This is a genomic window from Flavobacterium johnsoniae UW101 (assembly GCF_000016645.1).
GTDB lineage: Bacteria > Bacteroidota > Bacteroidia > Flavobacteriales > Flavobacteriaceae > Flavobacterium > Flavobacterium johnsoniae.
In genome coordinates, this window is the sequence record NC_009441.1 from 1862312 (window position 1) to 1885245 (window position 22934).

Annotated in this window: 19 protein-coding genes and 2 tRNA genes; 15 read left to right on the forward strand and 6 right to left on the reverse strand. The window is 33.3% G+C overall.

The window, feature by feature from the left end; genetic code table 11:
- Positions 1-2 precede the first annotated feature (2 nt).
- On the reverse strand, positions 3-749 hold the full coding sequence (locus FJOH_RS08360; RefSeq protein WP_012023690.1) for a ferritin-like domain-containing protein: 747 nt from the start codon (positions 747-749) through the stop codon (positions 3-5).
- A gap of 197 nt (positions 750-946) precedes the next feature.
- On the opposite strand from FJOH_RS08360, the gene FJOH_RS08365 reads away from it, so the two are divergent.
- Complete coding sequence (locus FJOH_RS08365; RefSeq protein ID WP_012023691.1) at positions 947-1972, forward strand: LacI family DNA-binding transcriptional regulator; 1026 nt, start codon at positions 947-949, stop codon at positions 1970-1972.
- A gap of 42 nt (positions 1973-2014) precedes the next feature.
- Here the strand turns inward: FJOH_RS08365 and FJOH_RS08370 are convergent, their stop codons facing one another.
- Positions 2015-3130, reverse strand: a complete 1116-nt coding sequence (locus FJOH_RS08370) for a hypothetical protein (protein WP_012023692.1) — start codon at positions 3128-3130, stop codon at positions 2015-2017.
- Positions 3131-3284: 154 nt separating this feature from the next.
- Entirely contained in the window at positions 3285-6134 is a 2850-nt protein-coding gene (polA, locus tag FJOH_RS08375; protein WP_012023693.1) for a DNA polymerase I, read from the reverse strand.
- 255 nt (positions 6135-6389) lie between these two features.
- Here polA and FJOH_RS08380 point away from each other — a divergent pair, with 255 nt between their 5' ends.
- The 7 genes from FJOH_RS08380 (at position 6390) to FJOH_RS08410 (ending at position 11085) form a co-directional block, all read left to right on the forward strand.
- Positions 6390-6587: a hypothetical protein gene (locus FJOH_RS08380; protein WP_012023694.1), complete on the forward strand. Its 198-nt coding sequence runs from the start codon at positions 6390-6392 to the stop codon at positions 6585-6587.
- A 52-nt stretch (positions 6588-6639) separates the two neighbouring features.
- Positions 6640-6822 (forward strand): hypothetical protein, encoded by a 183-nt coding sequence (locus FJOH_RS08385; protein ID WP_012023695.1) that lies wholly within the window; start codon positions 6640-6642, stop codon positions 6820-6822.
- Positions 6823-7009: 187 nt separating this feature from the next.
- Positions 7010-7684 (forward strand): response regulator transcription factor, encoded by a 675-nt coding sequence (locus tag FJOH_RS08390; RefSeq protein ID WP_044047583.1) that lies wholly within the window; start codon positions 7010-7012, stop codon positions 7682-7684.
- A 10-nt stretch (positions 7685-7694) separates the two neighbouring features.
- A complete protein-coding gene (locus FJOH_RS08395; protein WP_235023009.1) occupies positions 7695-9032 on the forward strand; it encodes a sensor histidine kinase in 1338 nt (445 codons plus the stop codon).
- 103 nt (positions 9033-9135) lie between these two features.
- Positions 9136-9318, forward strand: coding sequence for a hypothetical protein (locus tag FJOH_RS08400; RefSeq protein WP_012023698.1), 183 nt, complete (start codon positions 9136-9138; stop codon positions 9316-9318).
- A gap of 157 nt (positions 9319-9475) precedes the next feature.
- Positions 9476-10711: a metallophosphoesterase gene (locus FJOH_RS08405; protein ID WP_012023699.1), complete on the forward strand. Its 1236-nt coding sequence runs from the start codon at positions 9476-9478 to the stop codon at positions 10709-10711.
- Between the two features lie 71 nt (positions 10712-10782).
- Positions 10783-11085 carry a thioredoxin family protein gene (locus FJOH_RS08410; RefSeq protein WP_012023700.1) on the forward strand — a complete coding sequence of 101 codons (303 nt, stop codon included), beginning with the start codon at positions 10783-10785 and terminating at the stop codon, positions 11083-11085.
- A gap of 22 nt (positions 11086-11107) precedes the next feature.
- Here FJOH_RS08410 and FJOH_RS08415 read toward each other — a convergent pair whose 3' ends face one another.
- Both FJOH_RS08415 and FJOH_RS08420 read right to left on the reverse strand, forming a co-directional pair.
- On the reverse strand, positions 11108-11746 hold the full coding sequence (locus FJOH_RS08415) for a polysaccharide deacetylase family protein (RefSeq protein WP_012023701.1): 639 nt from the start codon (positions 11744-11746) through the stop codon (positions 11108-11110).
- Positions 11747-11837: 91 nt separating this feature from the next.
- Positions 11838-15119: a glycosyltransferase family 117 protein gene (locus FJOH_RS08420; RefSeq protein WP_012023702.1), complete on the reverse strand. Its 3282-nt coding sequence runs from the start codon at positions 15117-15119 to the stop codon at positions 11838-11840.
- A gap of 245 nt (positions 15120-15364) precedes the next feature.
- Between FJOH_RS08420 and FJOH_RS08425 the strand changes: the two genes are divergently transcribed.
- The 3 genes from FJOH_RS08425 (at position 15365) to FJOH_RS08435 (ending at position 16173) form a co-directional block, all read left to right on the forward strand.
- Positions 15365-15435 (forward strand) — tRNA-Gln (locus FJOH_RS08425).
- 109 nt (positions 15436-15544) lie between these two features.
- Positions 15545-15615: transfer RNA gene (locus FJOH_RS08430), tRNA-Gln, on the forward strand.
- A gap of 375 nt (positions 15616-15990) precedes the next feature.
- Positions 15991-16173 carry a hypothetical protein gene (locus FJOH_RS08435; protein ID WP_044047585.1) on the forward strand — a complete coding sequence of 61 codons (183 nt, stop codon included), beginning with the start codon at positions 15991-15993 and terminating at the stop codon, positions 16171-16173.
- A 97-nt stretch (positions 16174-16270) separates the two neighbouring features.
- Here FJOH_RS08435 and FJOH_RS08440 read toward each other — a convergent pair whose 3' ends face one another.
- Complete coding sequence (locus FJOH_RS08440; protein ID WP_012023703.1) at positions 16271-17095, reverse strand: universal stress protein; 825 nt, start codon at positions 17093-17095, stop codon at positions 16271-16273.
- A 173-nt stretch (positions 17096-17268) separates the two neighbouring features.
- Between FJOH_RS08440 and rimP the strand changes: the two genes are divergently transcribed.
- The 4 genes from rimP (at position 17269) to FJOH_RS08460 (ending at position 22920) form a co-directional block, all read left to right on the forward strand.
- The gene (gene rimP, locus FJOH_RS08445; RefSeq protein WP_044047587.1) at positions 17269-17733 is read left to right on the forward strand and encodes a ribosome assembly cofactor RimP; all 465 of its coding nucleotides are present in this window, start codon (positions 17269-17271) and stop codon (positions 17731-17733) included.
- A gap of 13 nt (positions 17734-17746) precedes the next feature.
- A complete protein-coding gene (gene nusA / locus FJOH_RS08450) occupies positions 17747-19000 on the forward strand; it encodes a transcription termination factor NusA (RefSeq protein WP_012023705.1) in 1254 nt (417 codons plus the stop codon).
- A gap of 58 nt (positions 19001-19058) precedes the next feature.
- Positions 19059-21929: a translation initiation factor IF-2 gene (gene infB / locus FJOH_RS08455; protein WP_012023706.1), complete on the forward strand. Its 2871-nt coding sequence runs from the start codon at positions 19059-19061 to the stop codon at positions 21927-21929.
- Between the two features lie 229 nt (positions 21930-22158).
- Positions 22159-22920 (forward strand): acid phosphatase, encoded by a 762-nt coding sequence (locus FJOH_RS08460; protein WP_012023707.1) that lies wholly within the window; start codon positions 22159-22161, stop codon positions 22918-22920.
- The last annotated feature ends 14 nt before the right edge of the window (positions 22921-22934 follow it).

Consider the following 22934-nt stretch of genomic DNA (forward strand, 5'->3'; position numbering starts at 1 on the left):
AATTAAGGTAAATATTTGGCCGTGAATTTTGTTGTAATAAATCCTGCTGCAACTGGTAGAATTTTTGAAGGATCCTTCGCAGCATCTAATCCGGTAGAGGCGCTTACAATATCATCGCCTGCAAAATCTTTTGAATTTGGATTAATTAAGCTTCGAATTGCAGCAGCATGTCTGGCTTCAACAGAAACAATTTTTCCTGCTAATAATAAATAATCAGCGGTTTTAATAAGTCGGCCTGCTCCATTATAAGCCGCTACACCAGTATCTTCTAATGCTTTTGCAGTAGCTAAAACTTCGGTACGGCTGTTAAAATTTAAAGAACCATAACTAAAGGCTAAAGAAGGAAGTAATTGAGAACTTGGATCTGGAAGTGCCCCGGTTAAAGCCGCTTTAAAGAAATCTCTGTGAATTACTTCATGGTGATATAAATCAGTTAGAACTTGACGTTCAGTATCATTAAATACAGTATTAAAGTTTGAGGCGTTTACAACTTTAGTGTAAAAATCTGCTTCTAACTGCTCTAAGGCGTAAGCATAAGTAAGAACACCAAAGTCTCCTGAGCCCAAGTCAAAAACACCATTTCTGACTCCCGGCAAGGAAGTATCCTCCATATTGTCTTCATTATCATTGTCGCTGCAACCAGCTAAAACCAAACCTGCGGTAACTAATGTTAGTCCACTGAGCTTAAGAAAGCTCCTTCTGCTATCCAGGGAAGGGTTGACCTCCTGAATTTTAACTTCGTTTTTCATAATCTAGGTTTTTTATTAAGGTTAATAACATTGTATTAAGGTTATTAACGAAATTTTAGGAGATACGGTTTCAGAAAAATCATTCTTTTTTAGAATTATTTCGAATAGGTGGCATAATTTCAAATACTGGTAGTTGTTTTTTGTTTTATTTTCGGTAATTCTACTATATTTGTATTAATTACATAAACTTTTATTAGATGAAAGCTAAAGCAACTCTAAAACAAATTGCGAAGGAACTAGGTGTTTCTGTGTCAACGGTGTCTAAAGCACTAAATGACAGTCCGGAAATTAGTGAGCAGACGAAGGTGAAGATTAAGGAGTATGCCAAACTCAAAAATTATAAGCCGAATGTTATTGGTCTGAATTTAAAGAATCGTAAAACCAAAACCATTGGTGTAATTATACCTAATATATTGAACTCTTTTTTCGCAAAAGTTTTTAGCGGAATCGAAAAAGTAGCCGATAAAAAAGGATATAATGTAATTACATGTATTTCTAATGAATCTTTGGAAAAAGAAATTCATACGCTTGAAATGCTGAGCAACGGAACTATCGACGGATTTATTCTTTCGGTTTCTGAAGAAGCTCAAAAACTGCAAGACTATAATCATTTCTCTGAAATAATTAACGATGGAACACCAATTGTAATGTTTGATCGAATTGCAGATGAAGTAGACTGCGATAAAGTTGTAGTAGATGATTTTGATTCTGCATTAAATTCAACACAACATTTAATTAATTTAGGATGTAAAAACATTGCTTTAATTTCTTCTGTAGATAATTTAAGTGTTGGAAAACTTAGAGCCGATGGGTATTTAAAAGCTTTAAAAGACAATAATATTTCAGTTAACGAAAAAATTATTCTTCGTACTGATTCTGAAGATGATATGAAAGCTAAAATTGATTCTATTTTTGATCATAAAATCGATGGAATTTTTGCTTTGGACGAAAATGATTCAGTTGCGGCTTTAAGAGTAAGTTTGAAAAAAGGATATAGAGTGCCGGAAGATATTTCTATAATTGGTTTTGCAGATGGAATTCTGGCTTCAAGACGTTTATCGCCAAGTTTAACAACTGTAAGCCAGCACGGAATTGAAATAGGAGAAGTTGCAGCGAAAAGACTAATCCAAAGACTGGAAGAACCGGAAGGCGAAACTTCTGATTACGAAACGATCGTTATCAAAACGAAGCTAAAAGAAAGAGAATCTACAAGAAAAGTATAAATAAAGAAAAACCCATCAGCAGAAACTGGTGGGTTTTTTATTTTATAATGAATAAGGGAATTTAGGATTTTTATACTTTTTTAATTTTTCAAAAGGAACTAAGAAAGATTCTTCGCAGGCTCTCGCTGCTCTGTAAAAAGTAGGAGTGAATTCAATTCCTTTTTCGGTATAACTCCAGGAAGGAAAATTCCAATATTCTTCATTAGTATAATCACATGGTTCGTCATCAACATTTTTTGGTTTTTCGAAATGCTCTTGAGAGTTAATTACAGCAAGTAACTTAGGGGCAAAATAATCAGTCCTGTATTTAGAAAAAGCGTCAAAATTATTCTCTTTGTCACCAGTTACACTTTTATCAAAAGCGAGAATATCATCAATTTCATATTGTTTTCCATTATTTAAATCAATCAGATAACCGCTTCCGCCAAAATCTGGATGAGCACCTCCGCAGTAATACGATGCGAATATTTCGAAACCTAATAAATTTGTGTTTAAAAAGTTTATTGTTGCAGTGCTTTCAATTCCCTGACCATTGCTGTATTCAAAGTTTGAAGAACAGTTAAGCTGGTTTAATGTATTTTGAATATGTATCTGCTCTAAAATAGGATTAATTACAGTTTTATTTTTCTCAGAAAAATCAGCTCCTAATCTAAAGAAATCAGAATCGCAGTGTTTTTCAGAATACCATACAATTTCTTTGTTGTTGTAAAGTGTGGTTTTCTGCTTTTTAAATTCAAGAAATTTATATTTCACCAGATTTAAACGTTCATCATCAAATCTAATTTTGATATTCGATGTGTAATTCTCAAAATTTACAGGTTCAAGGTGAACAGCTAATTGTTTTTCTTTGGCATCATACCAAAAGCCTTCGAAATTATTGCCTGATTTTTTTAGATAAAATTTTTCAGTTACAACATCGCCGGGCTTAAAATAAAAAGTATAATTATTGTCTTTTAGTTTTGCTTCCAGTTTAATGTCTTTTAGTGAATTCTTGTAGAAATAAACTGCGGTTAGATTCGTTTCTTTGTCGGATTTATAAACCTGAATAGTCATAAAGATGGTACTTTTTCCTAAAGTTCCTTCCAGATAATAAATTTTATCCTGACAAAATGCAATTGTTGAATAGAGTATAAATAGGTAGAAAAAACATTTTTTCATTTTACTATAATATTTAATTTTTTTAGAGCTTTTTAGTTTGAAGCAACAGATGCAAGAAAAGTAAAAATTCTTACACTTTAAAATGTTTTGACTTTTTTATTATTAAAAAAAGCCATTCGATAGGAATGGCTTTTAGAATATGAGGAGTGTTTTTTTAGTGGGCTTCTAACCAGTCTTTACCTAATCCAAGTTCAACTTCTAAAGGAACAGACATTTTAAATGCATTTTCCATTTCGTGTTTAATCATTGGCTGGATTTTTTCGAGTTCATCATTGTGAACATCGAACACAAGCTCATCATGAACCTGAAGCAACATTTTAGATTTCCAATTTTCTTCGCGAAGTTTTTTGTGAATGTTGATCATCGCAATTTTAATTACATCAGCAGCACTTCCCTGAATTGGAGCATTTACAGCATTTCTTTCGGCAGCGCTTCTTACGACAGCATTCGCAGAATTAATATCTTTTAAGTAACGACGGCGGCCTAAAATGGTTTGTACGTAGCCTTTTTCACGAGCAAAATCAACTTGTTCTGAGATATAAGATTTAAGACGCGGATATGTTTTGTAATAAGCATCGATCAAAGCAGCGCTTTCGCTTCTTGAAAGTGAAGTCTGATTACTTAATCCAAAAGCAGAAACTCCATAGATAATTCCAAAGTTTACGGTTTTAGCATTACTTCTTTGCTCGCGTGAAACTTCTTCTAAAGCTACATCAAAAACTTTTGCAGCAGTAGCTCGGTGAATATCTTCTCCATTTTGGAAAGCAGCGATCATATTTTCTTCACCGCTTAAGGCTGCAATAATTCGCAATTCAATTTGAGAGTAATCGGCAGAAATTAAAGTATAATTTTCATCGCGCGCTACAAAAGCTTTACGAATCTGACGTCCTCTTTCGGTACGAATTGGAATGTTTTGCAAGTTTGGATTATTAGAACTTAAACGTCCTGTTGCGGCAACCGTCTGCATATAATCAGTATGAACACGTAAAGTCTTTTTGTCAACCTGTTCTGGTAAAGCTAAAATATAAGTGCTTTGCAGTTTTACCATTTGACGCCAATCAAGAATTTGTTTTACGATTGGATTATCGTTGGCTAAATAAGTCAAAACTTCTTCTCCGGTTGCATATTGACCTGTTTTGGTTTTCTTTTGTTTTGCGCCGCCAATTTTAAGTTTATCAAATAAAATGTCTCCTAATTGTTTTGGAGAAGCCAGATTGAATTTCTCGCCGGCAGTTTCGTATATCTGTTCTTCTAAAGATTTGATTTCAACGTCCATCTCTTTAGACATTTGTTTTAAGAACTCAACATCCAGACGAATTCCTTCTGTTTCCATGTCGGCTAAAACGCTTACTAATGGAATTTCAATTTCGTCAAACAGCTTTTTGGTCTCGGTTTTTTCTAATTCGGCTGTAAAGATTTCTTTTAATTGTAAAGTTACATCGGCATCTTCTGCGGCGTATTCTTTAATATCTTCTAAAGGAACATCGCGCATAGAAAGCTGATTTTTTCCTTTTTTACCAATTAAAGTTTCAATAGATTTTGGAGAATATTTCAAATACGTTTCGGCTAAAATATCCATATTATGACGCATATCCGGATTAATTAGATAGTGTGCGATCATCGTGTCAAAAAGTTTTCCTTTTACAGTAACACCGTAATTAGAAAGGATTTTTAAATCGTATTTTAAATTTTGACCAATTTTCTCAATGTTTTCATTTTCAAAAAATGGAACAAACTTGTCAATCAAAACTTTTGCTTCTTCCTGACTTTCCGGAAACGGAACATAAAATGCTTTTCCTTTTTCGTAAGAAAAAGACATTCCTACAAGTTCTGCATGCAAAGCATCAATTCCTGTGGTTTCGGTATCAAAACAAACCGAAGTTTGTTTTTGTAAATTTTGTAAAAGCAATTTAATTCCTAAATCGCCCTGAACGGTCTGATAAGAATGTTCAGTATTTTCTAAAGTATTATAAAATGAATTTCTTGCAGCTTCGGCATTTTCATCAAGAGTGGTGCCGCCTCCGCCAAAAAGATCAAATTGGTCTTCATTCTTTGGCTGTGGTTTTTTGTATAATTTAGCATCCTGAGCCGGAGTTGATCCTGATTCACTTCCTGCGCCAACTTTAAACAAATTATCAAATTGTTCTGCCATTCTTCTAAATTCCAGTTCCTGAAAAATAGCATCGGTTTTTTCAATATCCGGACGAGAAAGTTCGTAATCATCTTCATTAAAAACGACATCGCAGTCACACATAATAGCCGCCAGTTTTTTAGATAAAATACCTTTGTCTTTATTGGCTTCGATGTTTTCTTTCATTTTGCCTTTCAGTTTATCAGTATTAGCCAAAAGATTTTCCATTGAACCAAATTCTTTCAAGAATTTTTTAGCCGTTACTTCACCAACTCCAGGTAATCCCGGAATATTATCTACGGCGTCACCCATCATTCCAAGAAAATCGATAACCTGTTCTGGTCTCTCGACTTCAAACTTTGCTAAAACCTCTGGAACTCCCCAAATTTCGATTCCATTACCCATTCGGGCAGGTTTGTACATAAATATATTTTCAGAAACCAACTGCGCAAAATCCTTATCAGGTGTTACCATGTATACCTTGTAGTTTTGTTTCTCGGCTTGTTTGGCAATTGTACCAATTAAATCATCAGCTTCACAGCCTGCAAGTTCAATAATAGGAATGTGCATTGCTTTTAATAATTCCTGAATATAAGGAACAGCAATTTTAATAGCTTCGGGAGTTTCGTCGCGGTTAGCTTTATATTCGGCAAACATTTCTGTTCTAGCGCGGCTTCCTTCTTTATCAAAAGCAACGGCTAAATGATCTGGTTTTTCTCTTTTAATAACATCTAAAAGTGAGTTCATAAAACCCATAATTGCAGATGTATCCATTCCTTTTGAGTTGATTCTCGGGTTTTTTATAAAGGCATAATAACCGCGAAAAATTAATGCATAAGCATCTAGAAGAAAAAGGCGTTTTTGAGTTGACATATTAAAAATATTAGTCTGTAAAAATAAACAATTGGGGTTTAAAAAACGATTCGGTTTCTGAAAATAAATTTTTTAAGCGGTATAAGCTATACAGACTTATTTTAGTAGAAGTGCGTCCTGCAGCGATGAACCGCAAGCAAAGCGTTAATATCAAGTTAAAATTTTTTATTCAGGGATTTCTTCATTTTTTCTTCATGTTGCGAAGGTAATTTTGAACTGTAAAATAAAAGGTATTTAATTTAAATCTTAGAAATCATGAGAAATTTATTGATGGTATTAGTGGCAGTTTTAGGAACAAGTGCAATGGTTCATGCGTTTCCTGCAAAAGATGGTAAAACAGTTCCTGCAAAAGAAGTAAAAGCAACAAAACATCCAAAAAACAAATCTGATAAAAAAGTAAAATCAGAAAAAAGTGAAGCTCCAAAAGCTGAAACAGCAAAAGTAAAAAAATAAACAAACAAAAAATTTAGAATAAAAAGGTAATTAATTTAAAAATTAAAAAGTCATGAAAAATTTATTTATTGTATTAGCAGCAGTTCTAGGAACAAGTGTAATGGTTAGTGCTCAAACAACTCCAGCTCAGACAGCACCGGCAAAAGAAGTGAAAGCTACAAAACACCATCACAAAGGAAATAAAAAAGCAAAAGCTGAAACTCCAAAAGAAGAAACAGCAGCTGTGAAAAAATAAGAATTATTCTCGTTTTGTTTTCGAAACATTGTAACGAGGGCAAAACAGGAATAATGATTATGATGAATGCGATTGAAGAAGCTGATAAAGAAATTTGTCAGCTTTTTTTATTCGTTAATTTTTTAATAATGTGCAGCCGGACTTTTGATAATTGATTAATTTTAGTTGCACATAAATGCCTTGTTTTATGAATGTTTTAATTGTAGAAGATAATAAAGAGCTTGCCGTTGAAGTTTACGACTTTTTGAGCAAAGCAGGTTATATCTGTAAAATTGCGAATAATTGTGCCGATGCTCTCGAAGAATTTGGAAGTAATGATTATGATGCTATGCTGCTTGATCTTGGTTTGCCGGACGGAGATGGTTTTGAGGTTTTGCAGACCATTCGAAAAACAAAATCAAAAATTGCAGTAATTGTACTTACTGCCCGCGGTGAACTAGATGATAGAATTAATGGACTTCATTTGGGAGCTGATGATTATTTAACGAAACCTTTTGCTTTGACAGAATTGGCTGCCAGATTGTTTGCCGTAATCCGACGAATTCATGGTTTTACTTTAAATAACTTAAGTATTCACGGTTTTTTGCTGCAGCTTCAGGATTATAAAGTGAGTTTTAATGAGGTGCCTTTGAGTTTAACAAAAAAGGAATTTGATATTTTTCAATATTTGGTTTTGAATAAAAACAGAGTAATTACAAGACTGCAATTAACAGAACATATTTGGGGCGATATTCTGGAAATAAATTCAGATTCTAATTTTATAGATGTGCATGTTCGAAACCTTCGAAAAAAATTAGACAAACACACTTCAATAGATTGGTTTGAAACGGTTCGAAATGTGGGGTATCGTATTAATGAATAAATAGATTTTTGTGAAGATAAAACATCAATTAGCCATTTTTAATGCACTAACAAGATTGCTGGTGATTTTGATTTTGTGGCTCATGCTTCCTATTTTGGTCGAAAATGTGGTTTACAGACATATCAATAATGGGTTAATTGAAAAAAAGAAGAAATTCATCGACCATTTAAATCAGCAGGAGATTAATGATTTTATTGAAAATGAAGATGATTCAACTGAAACCTATTCTCAGTTTTCTACACTTCATAACGAGTTTTTGGTTCTTTCGAGAGCGCCGTTTAAACCACATCAAAAAAGAACAAGTTTTAGCAACGAATACCGTATTATTGAAGGCGAAGAAAATGAATACCGAATTCTGCAGCATCATTTTAGTTACGAAAATCAAGATTATCAGCTGGAAATTGGAAGTAGTTTAAGTGAAGTAAAAGACTTAACTTTTATTATTAAGCTGTTTATAATTGTTGTTTTGGTTGTTATTCTTTTTGTGACATTTTTGGCAGATACTTTTTATATCGAATATTTGCTGAAACCGTTCTATAAAATCATTGACACCAAAATAAGGCGAGTCAATGAACCCGAAGTTTTTGACCATACGCCCATAAATGCAAAATCGAGGGATTTTAGAGAACTAGATTTGGTTTTAAATCAAATGATGGATCGTATTGCTGAGCTTTTCAAAAAAGAAAAACAATTTATTTCGAATGTTTCTCACGAACTTTTAACGCCAATTGCTTTATTGAAAAACAAGCTGGAAAATTTATTGCAAAATGACTCTTTAGATGACAATGCAGTTGATAAAATTGCGGGTTCGTTGAAGACGTTAGATATGCTGAAAAAAATCATCAATAATTTATTGCTGATTTCCAGAATCGAAAACAATCAATATGCAGCTAACGAACATGTCAGTTTTCAGGAAATAATAAATGATCTGCAGGAAGATCTTCAGGATCGTATTGATGATAAAGAAATTCAGTTTGTTAATAAAGCAGGACATGATTTTGCTTTTACGGGAAATAAAACCTTAATTCATATTCTAATTTATAATTTGGTTACAAATGCCATTAAGTATAATAAACCTAAGGGAAGCATTATTGTAACAGACGGATTTTTGAACCATCACTATTTTATTTCAATAACAGATTCTGGAATTGGTTTAAATGAATCTCAAATCGAAAATATTTTTAACCGATTTGCAAGAGTAAGTTCTGATCAGGAAGGACAGGGCTTAGGACTTGCTATTGCTAAAAGCATTGCCGTTTTTCATCATATTGAAATAAAAGTTTCGTCTGTTTTAGGCGAAGGAACAACTTTTACTCTATTGTTCCCGGAAGAACCAAAACACAATTAAAAGTTAATTTTTTCAGATTGGTTCAATCTTCATTTTGTCTTCATTTACTGGTTATATCTTTGAGGTATAAATAATGAAATAATAATCAAATAAATCTACAATCATGAAAAAATTAATTTTATTAGCAGTAGCAGTTTTAGGAACAACAGCAATGGTAAACGCTCAAACAGCTCCAGTAAAAGAAACTCCGGCAAAAGAAGCAAAAGCTGCTAAGAAAGAGAAAAAAGCAGATAAAAAAGCTAAAAAAGCAGAAGCTAAGCCAGAAGCGGCAAAAGCTCAAAAATAATACAACAAGGCTTGTTGTAGAATAAAGGTTTTGAATAATTTGGTCGCAAAAGCTGATAGAGAGATCTATCGGCTTTTGCTATTATTTGAGTTAAATTTTTGATAATAAAAAGCAATAAAATTTTCATTCTTTGTTACTTTGCTTAAAACTGTAAATAATGATCCTTCGTTTTGTAATTCTATGTGCTCTTTTTATATTTATTGAGTTCTATTCCTATCAAGCCTTTCGCACCTTAATAAAACTTAGATGGGTTTTAGTTAGTTATCAGGTTATAAGCCTGCTTATTCTGCTGTTTATTATTTATTCATTTTCTCAGGTTGATCGTTCTGTAGGACAGACCAAACAATTTATGTTTACTACAGGATTAATGCTGTTGGTTTATGTGCCAAAAATTGTTCTTACATTAATAATGTTTGGAGAAGATATTATTAGAGTAGGAGCTAGTATTCTAAATTATTTTGTTTACAATACGCCTAGAAAAGAAATGATGCCGGAAAGAAGAAAATTTGTGAGCCAAATAGCTTTAGGCTTGGCAGCGGTTCCTTTCTTGTCTTTAATTTACGGAATCTTTGAAGGAAAATATAATTTTAAAGTGTTTAAACAGACTATCTATTTTCCAGATCTTCCAGACGAATTTGACGGTTTTAAAATAACACAGATTTCAGATGTTCACAGCGGCAGTTTTGATAATCCTGAAAAAATAAATTATGCAATTGATTTGATTAATGAGCAGGAAGCAGATATGATCCTGTTTACCGGAGATATTGTAAATACACATGCAAAAGAAATGCATCCGTGGCTGGAAACTTTTAACAGGATCAAAGATTATAAATACGGAAAATTTGCTGTTTTAGGAAATCATGATTATGGTGAATATGTAACCTGGCCTTCTGAAAAAGAAAAGGATGAAAATTTTGCCGAAATTAAAAGCCTTTATGGTAAAATTGGTTTCGATTTAATGCTGAATGAAAATAAATATATTCAAAAAGGAGCAGACAAAATAGCTTTGGTTGGAGTTGAAAATTGGGGAGCTAATTTTAAAAAAGCTGGTGATTTGAATAAGGCATCAGAGAATCTGCATAAAGATGATTTTAAGGTTTTAATGAGCCACGATCCAAGTCATTGGGAATATGAAATTAAAAAGCATCCTAAAAACTTTCATTTAACTCTGGCAGGGCATACACACGGAATGCAGTTTGGAATTGAAATTCCGGGATATTTTAAATGGAGCCTTGCGCAGTACATTTATAAACAATGGGCCGGATTATACGAAGAAGCCGGAAGATACGTTTATGTAAACCGGGGATTTGGTTTTCATGCCTATCCAGGACGAGTTGGAATTATGCCTGAAATCACAGTGATTGAACTAAAAAAAGGCGAGAATGTGGCTTAATTCGTTAAAAATGCTACATTTGTATTAATTATCTCTTTTTAATAGATTAAAAGAATTAAATTTTTGGTTTTATGTCAAAATTTGGAGAACTTATAAATGCTCAGGTTCCAGTGTTAATTGACTTCTACACAGATTGGAACGAATCATCAGTATTGATGCATCCGGTAATAAAGGATGTTGCGGCGGCACTAGGCGACAAAGCAAAAGTAATTAAGATTGATGTTGATAAAAATCAGGAACTAGCCGAAGCATTAAGAATTAAAGGACTTCCGACTTTAATGATATACAAGGAAGGACAAATGATCTGGAGACAATCTGGAGAACTTGATGCAAATACACTTATCGGAATTGTTCAGGAGCAATTCAATGTATAATAATTCTTTCTAAAAGATATTATCAGTGTATAATATCAAATTTATATCCATTTTCTTTTAAAAAATGAAGCGTTTTTGGCAGAGCAAATTTTAAATTTGGCGAAGCTTTTATGCTGTCATGAAATACAATTACACTTCCGGATTTTACATTTTTAGTTACATTTTCAAGACACTTTTCAGGAGTAATAGACTGATCGAAATCAGCGCTCAAAACGTCCCACATTATGATCTTGTAACCTAGTTTTCTTAAAATTTTAGACTGCGCTTTTTTGATTTTTCCGTAAGGCGGGCGAAATATCAAATTGTTTGGTTTTATTTCTTCTTCTAAAATCTGGGCGCAATTTTTTACATTTTCGATATAATCATTAGTGTGTATTTTCCATCCATTTACGTGGTTCATGGTGTGATTTCCAATAGAATGTCCGTCTCTAATTAGTTTTTCGAATAAAGATAAATTGGCTTTGATATTTTTTCCGATACAGAAAAAAGTAGCTTTAGCATCGAATTTTTTTAATTCAGATAAAACCCAGTCAGTAATTTCCGGGGTAGGGCCGTCATCAAATGTTAAGTATATTTTCTTTTCATTGTTTGGAATATCCCAGCAATATTTAGAAAATATCTTTTTTATAAATGAATTAGTTTTTACCCAATAAAAGCTCATTTGGATTGATTTAGATACATGTAAAAATAAAAAATGCGGCGCTTTTTATCAAGAAGCGCCGCATTTTTTTAATCAATATAATTTTCGTATATTATTCTTTTTCGCGTCCAAAACGCTCAAAAATATTTACATACGTATTAAAAGTTGTTTTGTGTTTTTCGTAGAAAGCTTTATCATTGTTGTCTTTCATGACTTGTAATAAGCTTCTATAACGCTCAATATCTGTAATAATATCAATTGCTAAATCTGTCTGATCTGAACCGCTTAAAGTTTTGTAGTAATCCAGATTTTCTCTGTATTTATTAACCAATTTGTCTAATAAATCATGAGCTTTAGCCGTTTCACCAACTTTATAATAACCGCCCGCAAAAGGTTCAACTAATGAGTAGTAGCCAAATTTATCTAAAGGCATTTTTGTCATGGCTAAATTGATAATGTTTTTAGCCTTGTCATTTTTACCTTCAGCAATAAGTTCGTTCATCAAACGAGACAAGTTTGTACGGTAGGTAATACTGTTTCTTCTTGTTTCTGGGTCATGATAGATTTTGTTGCTTTCGCTGTTGCCCCAGTCCCATTTCATTACAATATCGTACATTTTATCAGCGTCGATTTGTCCCATATCCATAGGACCGCCGTCTTTAGAAGGTGTATTTTTAATTGGAACCAATTTGTAAACCATTCCGTCTAATTGCAGGTAATCTTTAAGCCATAAATAATCTTCATCATCAAAAGCACCTCCGCTGAAATAAATAGGGCGTTTCCAATCGTTATTCGCCAGGATATCCAGCATCATCAAACGATTTTTGTATAAAGCTCTTCCTTTGATATCAATATCCATATAAGGAACAATTGAATCATTGTATTTAGGGTTTACAACTTTGTTTTTGATGATAGTGTTTTTATCAACGTTAATTCTGATTTTATTTGTTGGATAAAAATGAATAGTCTGTCCGTTTTGTAAACCTACAGTCGATTTTGGATTTTTAATAAAATCAATAAAGTCTTTGATGTTCCAGCGTGTATCAATTTTTTGAATATAAGCTACATAATCCAGGTTATCACCCACATATTGACTATGTGTAAATGATATTGGCAGAGGGTCTGATTCATATGATTTCGCTTTCATTTGATCGATATACCAGTCCGTCATGAAAAGACTTGTGTTAACAATTTTCACGTCAGTTCTAAAATGTTCGATTTCCTGAGCATACCAGAGCGGGAAGGTGTCATTGTCTCCAATAGTATAAAGAATAGCGTCTTTATCGCAGGAACTCAAATATGCTTTTGCCATTGCAACAGCAGTATATCTGTTTGATCTGTCATGATCGTCCCAGTTTTGAGAAGCCATTAAAATAGGCGCTGCTAATAAACTTCCGGCAATAATTACTGGTCCGGCAATTTTTGGAGCGACATATTTCTTGAAGCTTTCATATAAAGAATAAACTCCAAAACCAATCCAGATTGCAAATACATAGAAAGATCCAACAAGAGCATAATCTCTTTCACGAGGCTCAAAAGGTCTTTCATTTAAATATATTTTTAAAGCAATTCCGGTAAATAAAAATAATGCTAAAAGAACATAAAAACTTTTTAGGTCTTTATTAGCATGGTACATTAATCCAATTAGACCTAAAATAAAAGGAAGGAAATAGTATACGTTTCTTCCTTTATTGTTTAAAACGTCAGAAGGTAAATTGTCTTGAGAACCTAAATGAAGAGAGTCAAGAGCTTTGATACCGCTGATCCAGTTTCCATCTAAGTTGTCATATTTTCCCTGAACATCGCTTTGACGTCCAACAAAGTTCCACATTAAATATCTCCAGTACATGTATCCAAATTGGTATTCGAACATAAAACTGAAATTGTCAACAGCAGTTGGTTTTTCGATTATTAAATAATCTCCATAACTCTTTAGGAATTTTACATATCCTTCATTGTCAATTTGTTTTTGAGCGTAAGCATGTCTGAATTCAGAAATTGTTTTTTCAACTTCATTGCGAAGCTGTGCTGTAGCTTTATTGTATTCTTCTTCAGTTAATTGGCTTGCGTCAATACCGTATTTTGCTAAATCCTCTTCATAATCATAATTTGGGTTGATTCTGAATTTAGGAGGATTTGTAAAACTGATGTAATTTTGAATGTGACCTGTTTCTGTACTCCACATTCTTGGCAGAATAGTTTTTTGATTGTCATCAGAATTTTGTTCTGCATTTTTATAATTGTTGGTAATGATATATTTACCTGTTTTGTAATCTCTTTCGTAGTTTGGTTTTTTGTCTAAATATGGAGTTTTAGCATCAAGGCCGGCAAAAACTTCTGTGTATTGAGGACCGTAAAATAAAGGGTTTACTCCATATTGTTCACGATTGTAATAAGCCAGAACCTCTGCAGCATCTGATGGTTTATTTTCGTTAATTACCGGGTTGGCATTAGCACGTACCGGAAGCATCATCCAGGTAGAAAAACCAATTAAAATAAATAAGATGCAAAGAATGATTGTGTTATAAAAAATCAGTCCTTTTTGTTTTGTGAATTTTAATCCAAAATAGAAGAAAGCAATTAAAACTAAAACCACAAAAATAGTTCCTGAGTTAAAAGGAAGACCAAGATTGTTTACCATGAAAACTTCGGTTTTACCAAAAGAAGCCATAGTTAAAGGAAGAAGTAATTTAAAAATGAATAATAAAATTCCAATTACAACAACATTGGCGATAAGAAAGTTTTTTATGGTTACTTTTTCGTAGTGTTTAAAATAATATAAGAATCCAATTGACGGAATTGTCAATAAAGCCATAAAGTGGACCCCAAATGAAAGACCTACAACTAAAGAAATAATTAATAGCCATTTGTTTCCTTTTGGTTTGTCCATGTCTTGTTCCCAGCGTAATCCAAGCCAAAAAAGCAAAGCGATTAATAGTGATGCCATTGCATACACTTCGGCTTCGACAGCATTGAACCAAAAACTGTCAGAGAAAGTATAGGCTAAAGCTCCAACAAAAGAACTTCCTAAAATAACAATAGAATTGTTTTGATCAATTTCGGCAAAACGTGCTACAATTTTCTTTAAAATCATAGACGAAGACCAAAACATAAATAAAATTGTAAATGCACTTGAAAAAACAGACATCATATTTACCATTACCGCTACATGCTGCGCATCTATAGCAAACATTGCAAAGAAAGCTCCCATCATTTGAAATAGAGGCGCTCCAGGCGGGTGGCCGACTTCAAGTTTAGCCGCTGTAGCAATATATTCGCCACAATCCCAAAAGCTCATCGTAGGTTCAACAGTTAGTGTGTAAGTAATTAAAGCGATTGCAAATGCAAACCAACCAATAATTGTATTCCATTTATTGAAATTGAATTGTGCCATATTTAGGTATTAAAATTTTGTATGTTTTCAATCCTACAAAGAAAATGTTTTTTTATGTAAAGAAACGAGCATTAACAAAAAATTCTATAAAAGTATCTGTAAAGAGTAATGTGTTGTATATGAGATGTTTTTAAGAATACTTGTGGTTTTAAAGTGAAAAAAAACTAAAAAAATGATTTTTTTTGGTTAAAAAGTTTGTGCAAACTAAATAAAACTTTAAATTTGCACTCGCTTAACCGCACTGCTGGTCTATGGTGTAATGGTAACACTACGGTTTTTGGTGCCGTCTTTCTAGGTTCGAGTCCTAGTAGACCAACAGAAAAGCCTCTCAGAAATGAGAGGCTTTTTTTATTTAAAAAAAGTTGCTTTAAAAATTTGCATAAATTAAATAAAGTTTTAATTTTGCACCCGCTTAACCGCACTGCTGGTCTATGGTGTAATGGTAACACTACGGTTTTTGGTGCCGTCTTTCTAGGTTCGAGTCCTAGTAGACCAACAGAAAAGCCTCTCATTCATGAGAGGCTTTTTTTATGCAATAAAATCAAATTTTGAATTTCTAAAATGCAAGCAGATTTAAAATCTGTGAGATTAAAAACGAAGCAAGAGCATTTGTGTTTTTAGATTCGTGTTTGTGATAAACAGAATTGAGTAATGTGTTTAAATTAAGATCTTTTCTTAATGCTTAGATTTGGTTTAAAAAAGCTTGTAATCTCTAAATTTAACTTTATAAAATGTTAGGTTTGTTTATAAAGTAAGAATTATTTTATCTGTTAATATCTGTTTATCAGTATTTTGCATATATTTGATGTAACAAAAAATACTGCAGGATATTTTTGTTTTTAACTGAATAATAATTTAATAAATTACAATTATGGATAATTTAAAGAATTTGAATTTTACAGAGTTAAATCCTTCAGAAATGAAGTTAGTGAATGGTGGTAACTGGCTTGATACTCTACGACAACTTTTGGATGCTTTAGACGGTAATGTTGAGGCTTTGGCGGCGTATGTGGGTATGAGTGTGGAAGAGTTGCGTAGCTTGTTGGGGTTGTAATAAGAATTAAAGTGTGTTATGACTTTTTTTTTGTCTAATTTATAAAATAAAAGCTTCTCATCTGGGAAGCTTTTATGTTTAAGAAGTTTTTTTGTTTTTAAATTTTAAAAGTAATAACGGGTCTTACGGCATGATTTACTAGTCCTTCGCTGATACTTCCATTAAAAAAGTGAGAAAAACCAGTTCTTCCGTGAGTGCACATTCCAATAATATCTGCATTTATGCTGTTTGAGAAGTTGATAATTCCTTTCTCGATATTTGTGTCATTGTAGATGTGAGTTGAGTAATTAATAAGGTTAAACTCGCTTACAAAACTTTGAAGAGCTTTTTCAGTTACATGAGTTGGTTTAAAGCTGTTAGGGGTGCAAATAGAAACTAAGTGTATTTTTGCATCAAAAAAATTAGCGAAGTCTAATAGTTTTTGAAAAGGTTTTTTGGTTTCGTCTGTAAAGTCAGAAGCAAAAACAATATTTGATACATTAAAATCTGTAGTGTCTTTTTTGATTACAAGAACAGGGACTTCAGAATTTCTAACAACTTTTTCAGTGTTTGATCCAATTAAAAGTTCTTCCATTCCAGATGATCCGTGTGATCCCATGATAATAAGGTCAATATCTTGTTCTTTGCTTATTTGTGTTATTCCATTAATTGGTTTGTCCATTTTTACCATTTCGGTTATAGAGATTCCTTCAAGAAATGGACTGTTAGAAACTTTGTCTAAGGTTTCGTTTGCTTTTTGCATGAAAAGCATGGTTTCGGGAATGCTGACGCCTCCAAATATTGCATCGTTAGTTTGATGCGGTAATTCCAGCATGTGTAAAATTGTAATTTCAGAATTGTTTTTTTTGGCGATTTGAGCCGCGACTTTTAAGGCGTGTTCTGCATGTTCTGAAAAATCAGTAGGTACTAAAATTCGTTTCATGATTTTAGGATTAAGGGGTTTAAAAAACTTGTTAATATTTGGTATTATAAAGGTAACGATTATTTTTGCAGCAATCTATTTATTTGATTTATAAAAAAATCACTATATTTGCACCGTTATTTATTAAAATCTAAATAATGAGGGGACTAAGTGTCCCCTCTTTTTATAAAATTATGACATTTAAGGAAAAGGTAAACGAATTAATTACAGAAGCACTTCTGGAAAAGCCATCGATCTTTTTGATTGATCTTGCTGTTTCGGATTCTTTTAAAATTAGTGTTGGTTTAGACGGAGATAATGGAGTTGCGCTTCAGGATTGTATTGATATTAGTCGTGCAATTGAGAATAATCTGGATCGTGAAGAGCAGGATTTTTCGCTTGAAGTAGCATCAGTTGGGGTAGGATCTCCTTTGAAATTGATAAGACAATACAAGAAAAATATTGGTAGAACGTTGATTGTTACTACAAATAATGAAAAAATCGAGGCAGAATTGATAGAAGCTAACGATGTTTTTATAATTTTGTCTTGGAAGGCAAGAGAACCAAAAAAAGTAGGAAAAGGAAAAGAAACAGTTCAAAAAGAACAACAGATACCTTATACAGAGATAAAAGAGGCAGTTGTTACAGTAACATTTTAATTAAAGAATTCGCATGGAAAATTTAGCATTAATCGATTCATTCTCAGAGTTTAAAGATAATAAACTTATTGATCGTGTAACGCTTATGGCAATTTTGGAGGACGTGTTTAGAAATGCACTAAAGAAAAAATACGGTTCTGATGATAATTTCGATATCATTATAAATCCTGATAAAGGAGATATGGAGATTTGGAGAAGAAGAGTTATCGTTGCTGATGAAGATCTGGACTTTGAGAACGAAGAAATTACTTTGACTGAAGCAAGGATGATCGAGGCGGATTTTGAAATTGGTGAGGAAGTTTCTGAAGAGGTTAAATTAATTGACTTAGGAAGAAGAGCTATTTTGGCTTTGCGTCAAAACTTAATATCTAAAATTCACGAACACGATAATACAAATCTTTATAAACAATTTAAAGATATTATTGGTGATATTTATACTGCCGAAGTGCACCACGTTCGCCCAAGAGTTGTTATCTTAGTAGACGATGAAGGGAATGAGATTGTGCTTCCAAAAGAAAAACAAATTCCTTCTGACTTTTTCCGTAAAGGAGATAATGTACGCGGAATTATTGAAAGCGTTGAATTAAAAGGGAACAAACCTCAAATTATTATGTCTAGAACTTCTGAGAAGTTTTTAGAAAAATTATTCGAGCAGGAAATTCCAGAAGTATTCGACGGCTTAATTACAGTTAAAAATGTAGTTCGTATTCCGGGAGAAAAAGCAAAAGTTGCTGTAGATTCGTATGATGACAGAATTGATCCTGTTGGAGCCTGCGTAGGTATGAAGGGATCTCGTATTCATGGAATTGTACGTGAGTTAGGAAATGAAAATATTGATGTAATCAATTATACAAACAATATTCAATTGTTCATTACAAGAGCATTAAGCCCTGCAAAAGTTTCTTCAATCAAAATAGATGAAGAAAGTAAAAGAGCTGAAGTTTTCTTGAAATTAGAAGAAGTTTCTAAAGCAATTGGTAGAGGCGGACATAATATTAAATTAGCGGGTCAATTAACAGGGTATGAGCTGGATGTTATTCGTGAAGGAGATGTTGCTGGTACAGTTGCAGATGAAGACGATGTTGAATTGACAGAGTTTTCAGATGAAATCGAAGAATGGGTAATTGAAGAGTTTGCTAAAATAGGTTTAGATACTGCAAAAAGTATCTTGAAACACGACGTAGAAGATTTAGTAAGAAGAACAGACTTAGAAGAGGAAACAATTCTAGATGTTATGAAAATACTAAAAGAAGAGTTTGATAGTTAAGCAATAGCTTTATCTGCTCTAACAACACAACTAAAAAAGGTAATAATAAAAAGGTTATATGTCTGAAGAGAGAGTAATAAGAATAAATAAGGTTTTAAGGGAATTAAATATCTCGTTAGAAAGAGCTGTAGATTATCTAAAAGATAAAGGAATTGCTATTGATGCAAATCCAAATGCAAAAATTTCTGACAGTGAATTTAATATCCTTCAAAGTCAATTTGCGGGCGATAAGGGGAATAAGGAAGCTTCTAAAGAGGTTGGAGAAGAAAAAAGAAAAGAAAAAGAAGCATTACGTGTAGAGCGTGAGAAAGAAATTGAAGACAAACGCAGACAAGAAGAGGAGCGTCAAAAACAGCAGGAAATAATCAAAGCCAGAGCTGTTGTTTCAGGACCTGTACAGGTAGGTAAAATTGATTTAAATCCAAAGAAACCTGCGGCTGTTTCTCCAGAAGAGCCAGTAAAAGCTGAAGAACCTAAAACTGTTACTCCGACTCAAACAGAAAAACCTGTTCAAAAAGAAACTGTACAGTCTGAGCCTGTAGCTCCTGTTGTTTCTGAAGAGAAAAAGGTAGAAAAGCCTATTATTACTGAGAAAAAAGAAGTAAAAGCTGAAAGTTCTAAAACAGCTCAGGAACCAATTATTTCAACGGATCCAACAACTGCAGAGGAAACAATCACTACTCAATATCAAAAATTATCCGGAACAACTCTTACTGGGCAGACTATTGATTTATCTCAATTTAATAAGCCTAAGAAAAAGAAAGAGGATCCAAAAATTACTCCAAATAAACCAGGAACTCCTGGAGTTGGGAATAATAATAACGCTAATAAAAATAAGCGTAAAAGGATTGCTCCTAAGCCTGGTACGCCGGGTGCGCCAAAACCTGCAACGGGTAATGCGCCGGGAACACCAAATCCTAATAAAATTACACCAAATTCTGGTGGAGGTTTTAATGCTAACAGAAATGCAAGGCCTGGTTTTGTAAAAGGAAACCGTCCTGCAATTGTTGCAAAAGTAGAGCCTACAGAAGAAGAAGTAAAAAACCAAATTAGAGAAACTCTTGAAAAACTTCAAGGTAAGGGAGGTAAGTCTAAAGCGGCTAAATATAGAAGAGATAAAAGAGAAACACACCGTCAGAAATCTGATGATGAACAAAGAGCTCTTGACGAAGGAAGTAAAACAATTAAGGTTACAGAATTCGTTACAGTTGGTGAGATTGCAATCATGATGGATGTGCCGATTACTAAAGTAATTGGAACTTGTATGTCTCTTGGTATCATGGTAACCATGAACCAGCGTCTGGATGCTGAAACATTAACAATTGTTGCTGATGAATTTGGTTATGATGTTGAATTTATAACTGTTGATATCGAAGAAGCAATTGAAGTTGTTGAAGATAGAGAAGAAGATTTAGTAACAAGAGCACCAATTGTTACAGTAATGGGTCACGTTGACCACGGTAAAACATCTTTACTGGATTATATTCGTAAAGAAAATGTTATCGCTGGTGAGTCTGGAGGTATTACACAGCACATTGGAGCATATGGAGTTACTCTTGATAATGGACAAAAAATTGCATTTTTAGATACTCCGGGTCACGAGGCGTTTACTGCGATGCGTGCACGTGGAGCTCAGGTTACAGATATAGCTATTATCGTAATCGCTGCGGATGATGATATCATGCCGCAAACAAAAGAGGCAATCAGTCATGCTCAGGCAGCTGGAGTTCCAATTATATTTGCTATCAACAAAGTTGATAAGCCAAATGCTAACCCTGATAAAATTAAAGAAAGATTAGCAGGTATGAATTTACTTGTTGAAGATTGGGGTGGTAAAATTCAATCACATGATATTTCTGCAAAAACAGGATTGGGTGTGAAAGAATTACTTGAAAAAGTATTATTAGAAGCAGAGATTTTAGATTTAAAATCTAATCCAAATAAGGCAGCTCAGGGAACTGTTGTTGAGGCTTACTTAGATAAAGGTAAAGGATATGTATCTACGATTTTAGTTCAGCATGGAACTCTAAAAATTGGAGATTATATGCTGGCAGGAAAACATCATGGAAAAGTGAAAGCTATGCATGATGAAAGAGGCCATACAGTTTTAACTGCTGGTCCTTCAACTCCGGTATCTGTTTTAGGTCTTGACGGTGCTGCAACTGCAGGTGATAAGTTCAACGTATTTGAAGATGAAAAAGAAGCGAAACAAATTGCCTCTAAACGTTCTCAATTAATGCGTGAGCAGTCTGTACGTACTCAAAGACATATTACGCTTGATGAAATTGGACGTCGTATTGCACTTGGTCAGTTTAAAGAATTAAACGTAATCCTTAAAGGAGACGTGGATGGATCTGTTGAAGCGTTATCAGATTCGTTCTCTAAACTTTCTACAGAAGAAGTTCAAATTAATATTATCCACAAAGGAGTTGGTGCGATTACAGAAACCGACGTTAACCTGGCTTCTGCATCTGATGCGATTATTATCGGATTTAACGTTCGTCCGGCTGGAAATGCAAGACAACTTGCTGATAAGGAAGAAATCGATATCCGTTACTACTCTATTATCTATGCAGCTATTGACGACTTGAAAGATGCGATGGAAGGAATGTTAGCTCCTGAAATGAAAGAAGAAGTTTTAGGAACTGCTGAAATCCGTGAGATTTTCAAAATCTCTAAAGTAGGTTCAATCGCAGGTTGTATGGTAACTGATGGTAAAATCTTAAGAACTTCTAAAATTAGAGTTATTAGAGATGGAGTTGTAGTTCATACAGGTGAGTTAGTTGCTTTAAAACGATTCAAAGATGATGTTAAAGAAGTAACAAAAGGTTATGATTGTGGTATTCAAATTAAAGGATTTAATGACATTGAAATTAGCGATGTGATTGAAGCTTACCATGAAGTAGCTATCAAGAAGAAATTGAAATAATATTCAATATTAATATTAAAAAGTCCCAATTAAAATTGGGACTTTTTTTGTTTAAAAAGGTTTTGTGTGTAAGTGTAATTCTGGCAGATCTTTTTTGTAAAAAATGTGTTTCATTTTATAATATGAAACATAAATGAATAATTTAAACTAGGCGTGATTTTAGGATTGTTTGTTTCTTTGTCTTTAAAAATAGAATAGATAGTTTGAGTGAAAATTATTTGTGCTGGATATGAAGATAACGGTAATTCGTATTATTAATGCAATTTTAAGAAAACGTTTTAAGTCAGATAATAATGCTGTTGGTAATTTTACAAACGTTCAGCAGTTAAGACAGATAATGCCTGCATTGCTGGATGGATATTTGTCTGAGGCAGAAATGCCTGATAGTCTTCTTTTATTGTCGCCGCCTCCGGAACATAACTCGAGCCTTTTTGATCTTGATTTAGAGCATGCAAAAAAGGCTGTTGAGTCTAAGGATAAAGAGCGTTTTTTACAGGCTGCAAGAGATGCAGATCTGTCCTTTCCTTTTGCTGTTAAATCATTTGAACCAATTTTAGGTATAGAAATTAGTGAAACAAAAACACCTAAGTTTTATGTTCTTATGCGAAGAGTAATGACCGATGCGGGATTATCTACTTATGCGGCTAAAAATCATTATAAACGAGAACGGCCGTTTATGGTTAATAATCAAAAAACCTGCACTCCGGATCAGGAAAATATATTATATAAAGTTGGGTCTTTTCCTTCAGGTCATGCGGCTGTAGGCTGGGCATGGTCTTTGGTTTTGATTAAACTTTTTCCGGATAAACAGGAAGAGATTTTAAAACGCGGACATGACTTTGGTGAAAGCCGTGTTATTTGTAATGCACATTGGTATAGTGATGTTGAAATGGGAAGAGTTATGGGGCGGGCTGCTGTTGAGTGTCTTTGTGTTAATTCTGCTTTTCTATCCGATTTGGAGGAGGTTAAAAAAGAAATGGCAGGAGCTTAGAAAAGGGTATTCTT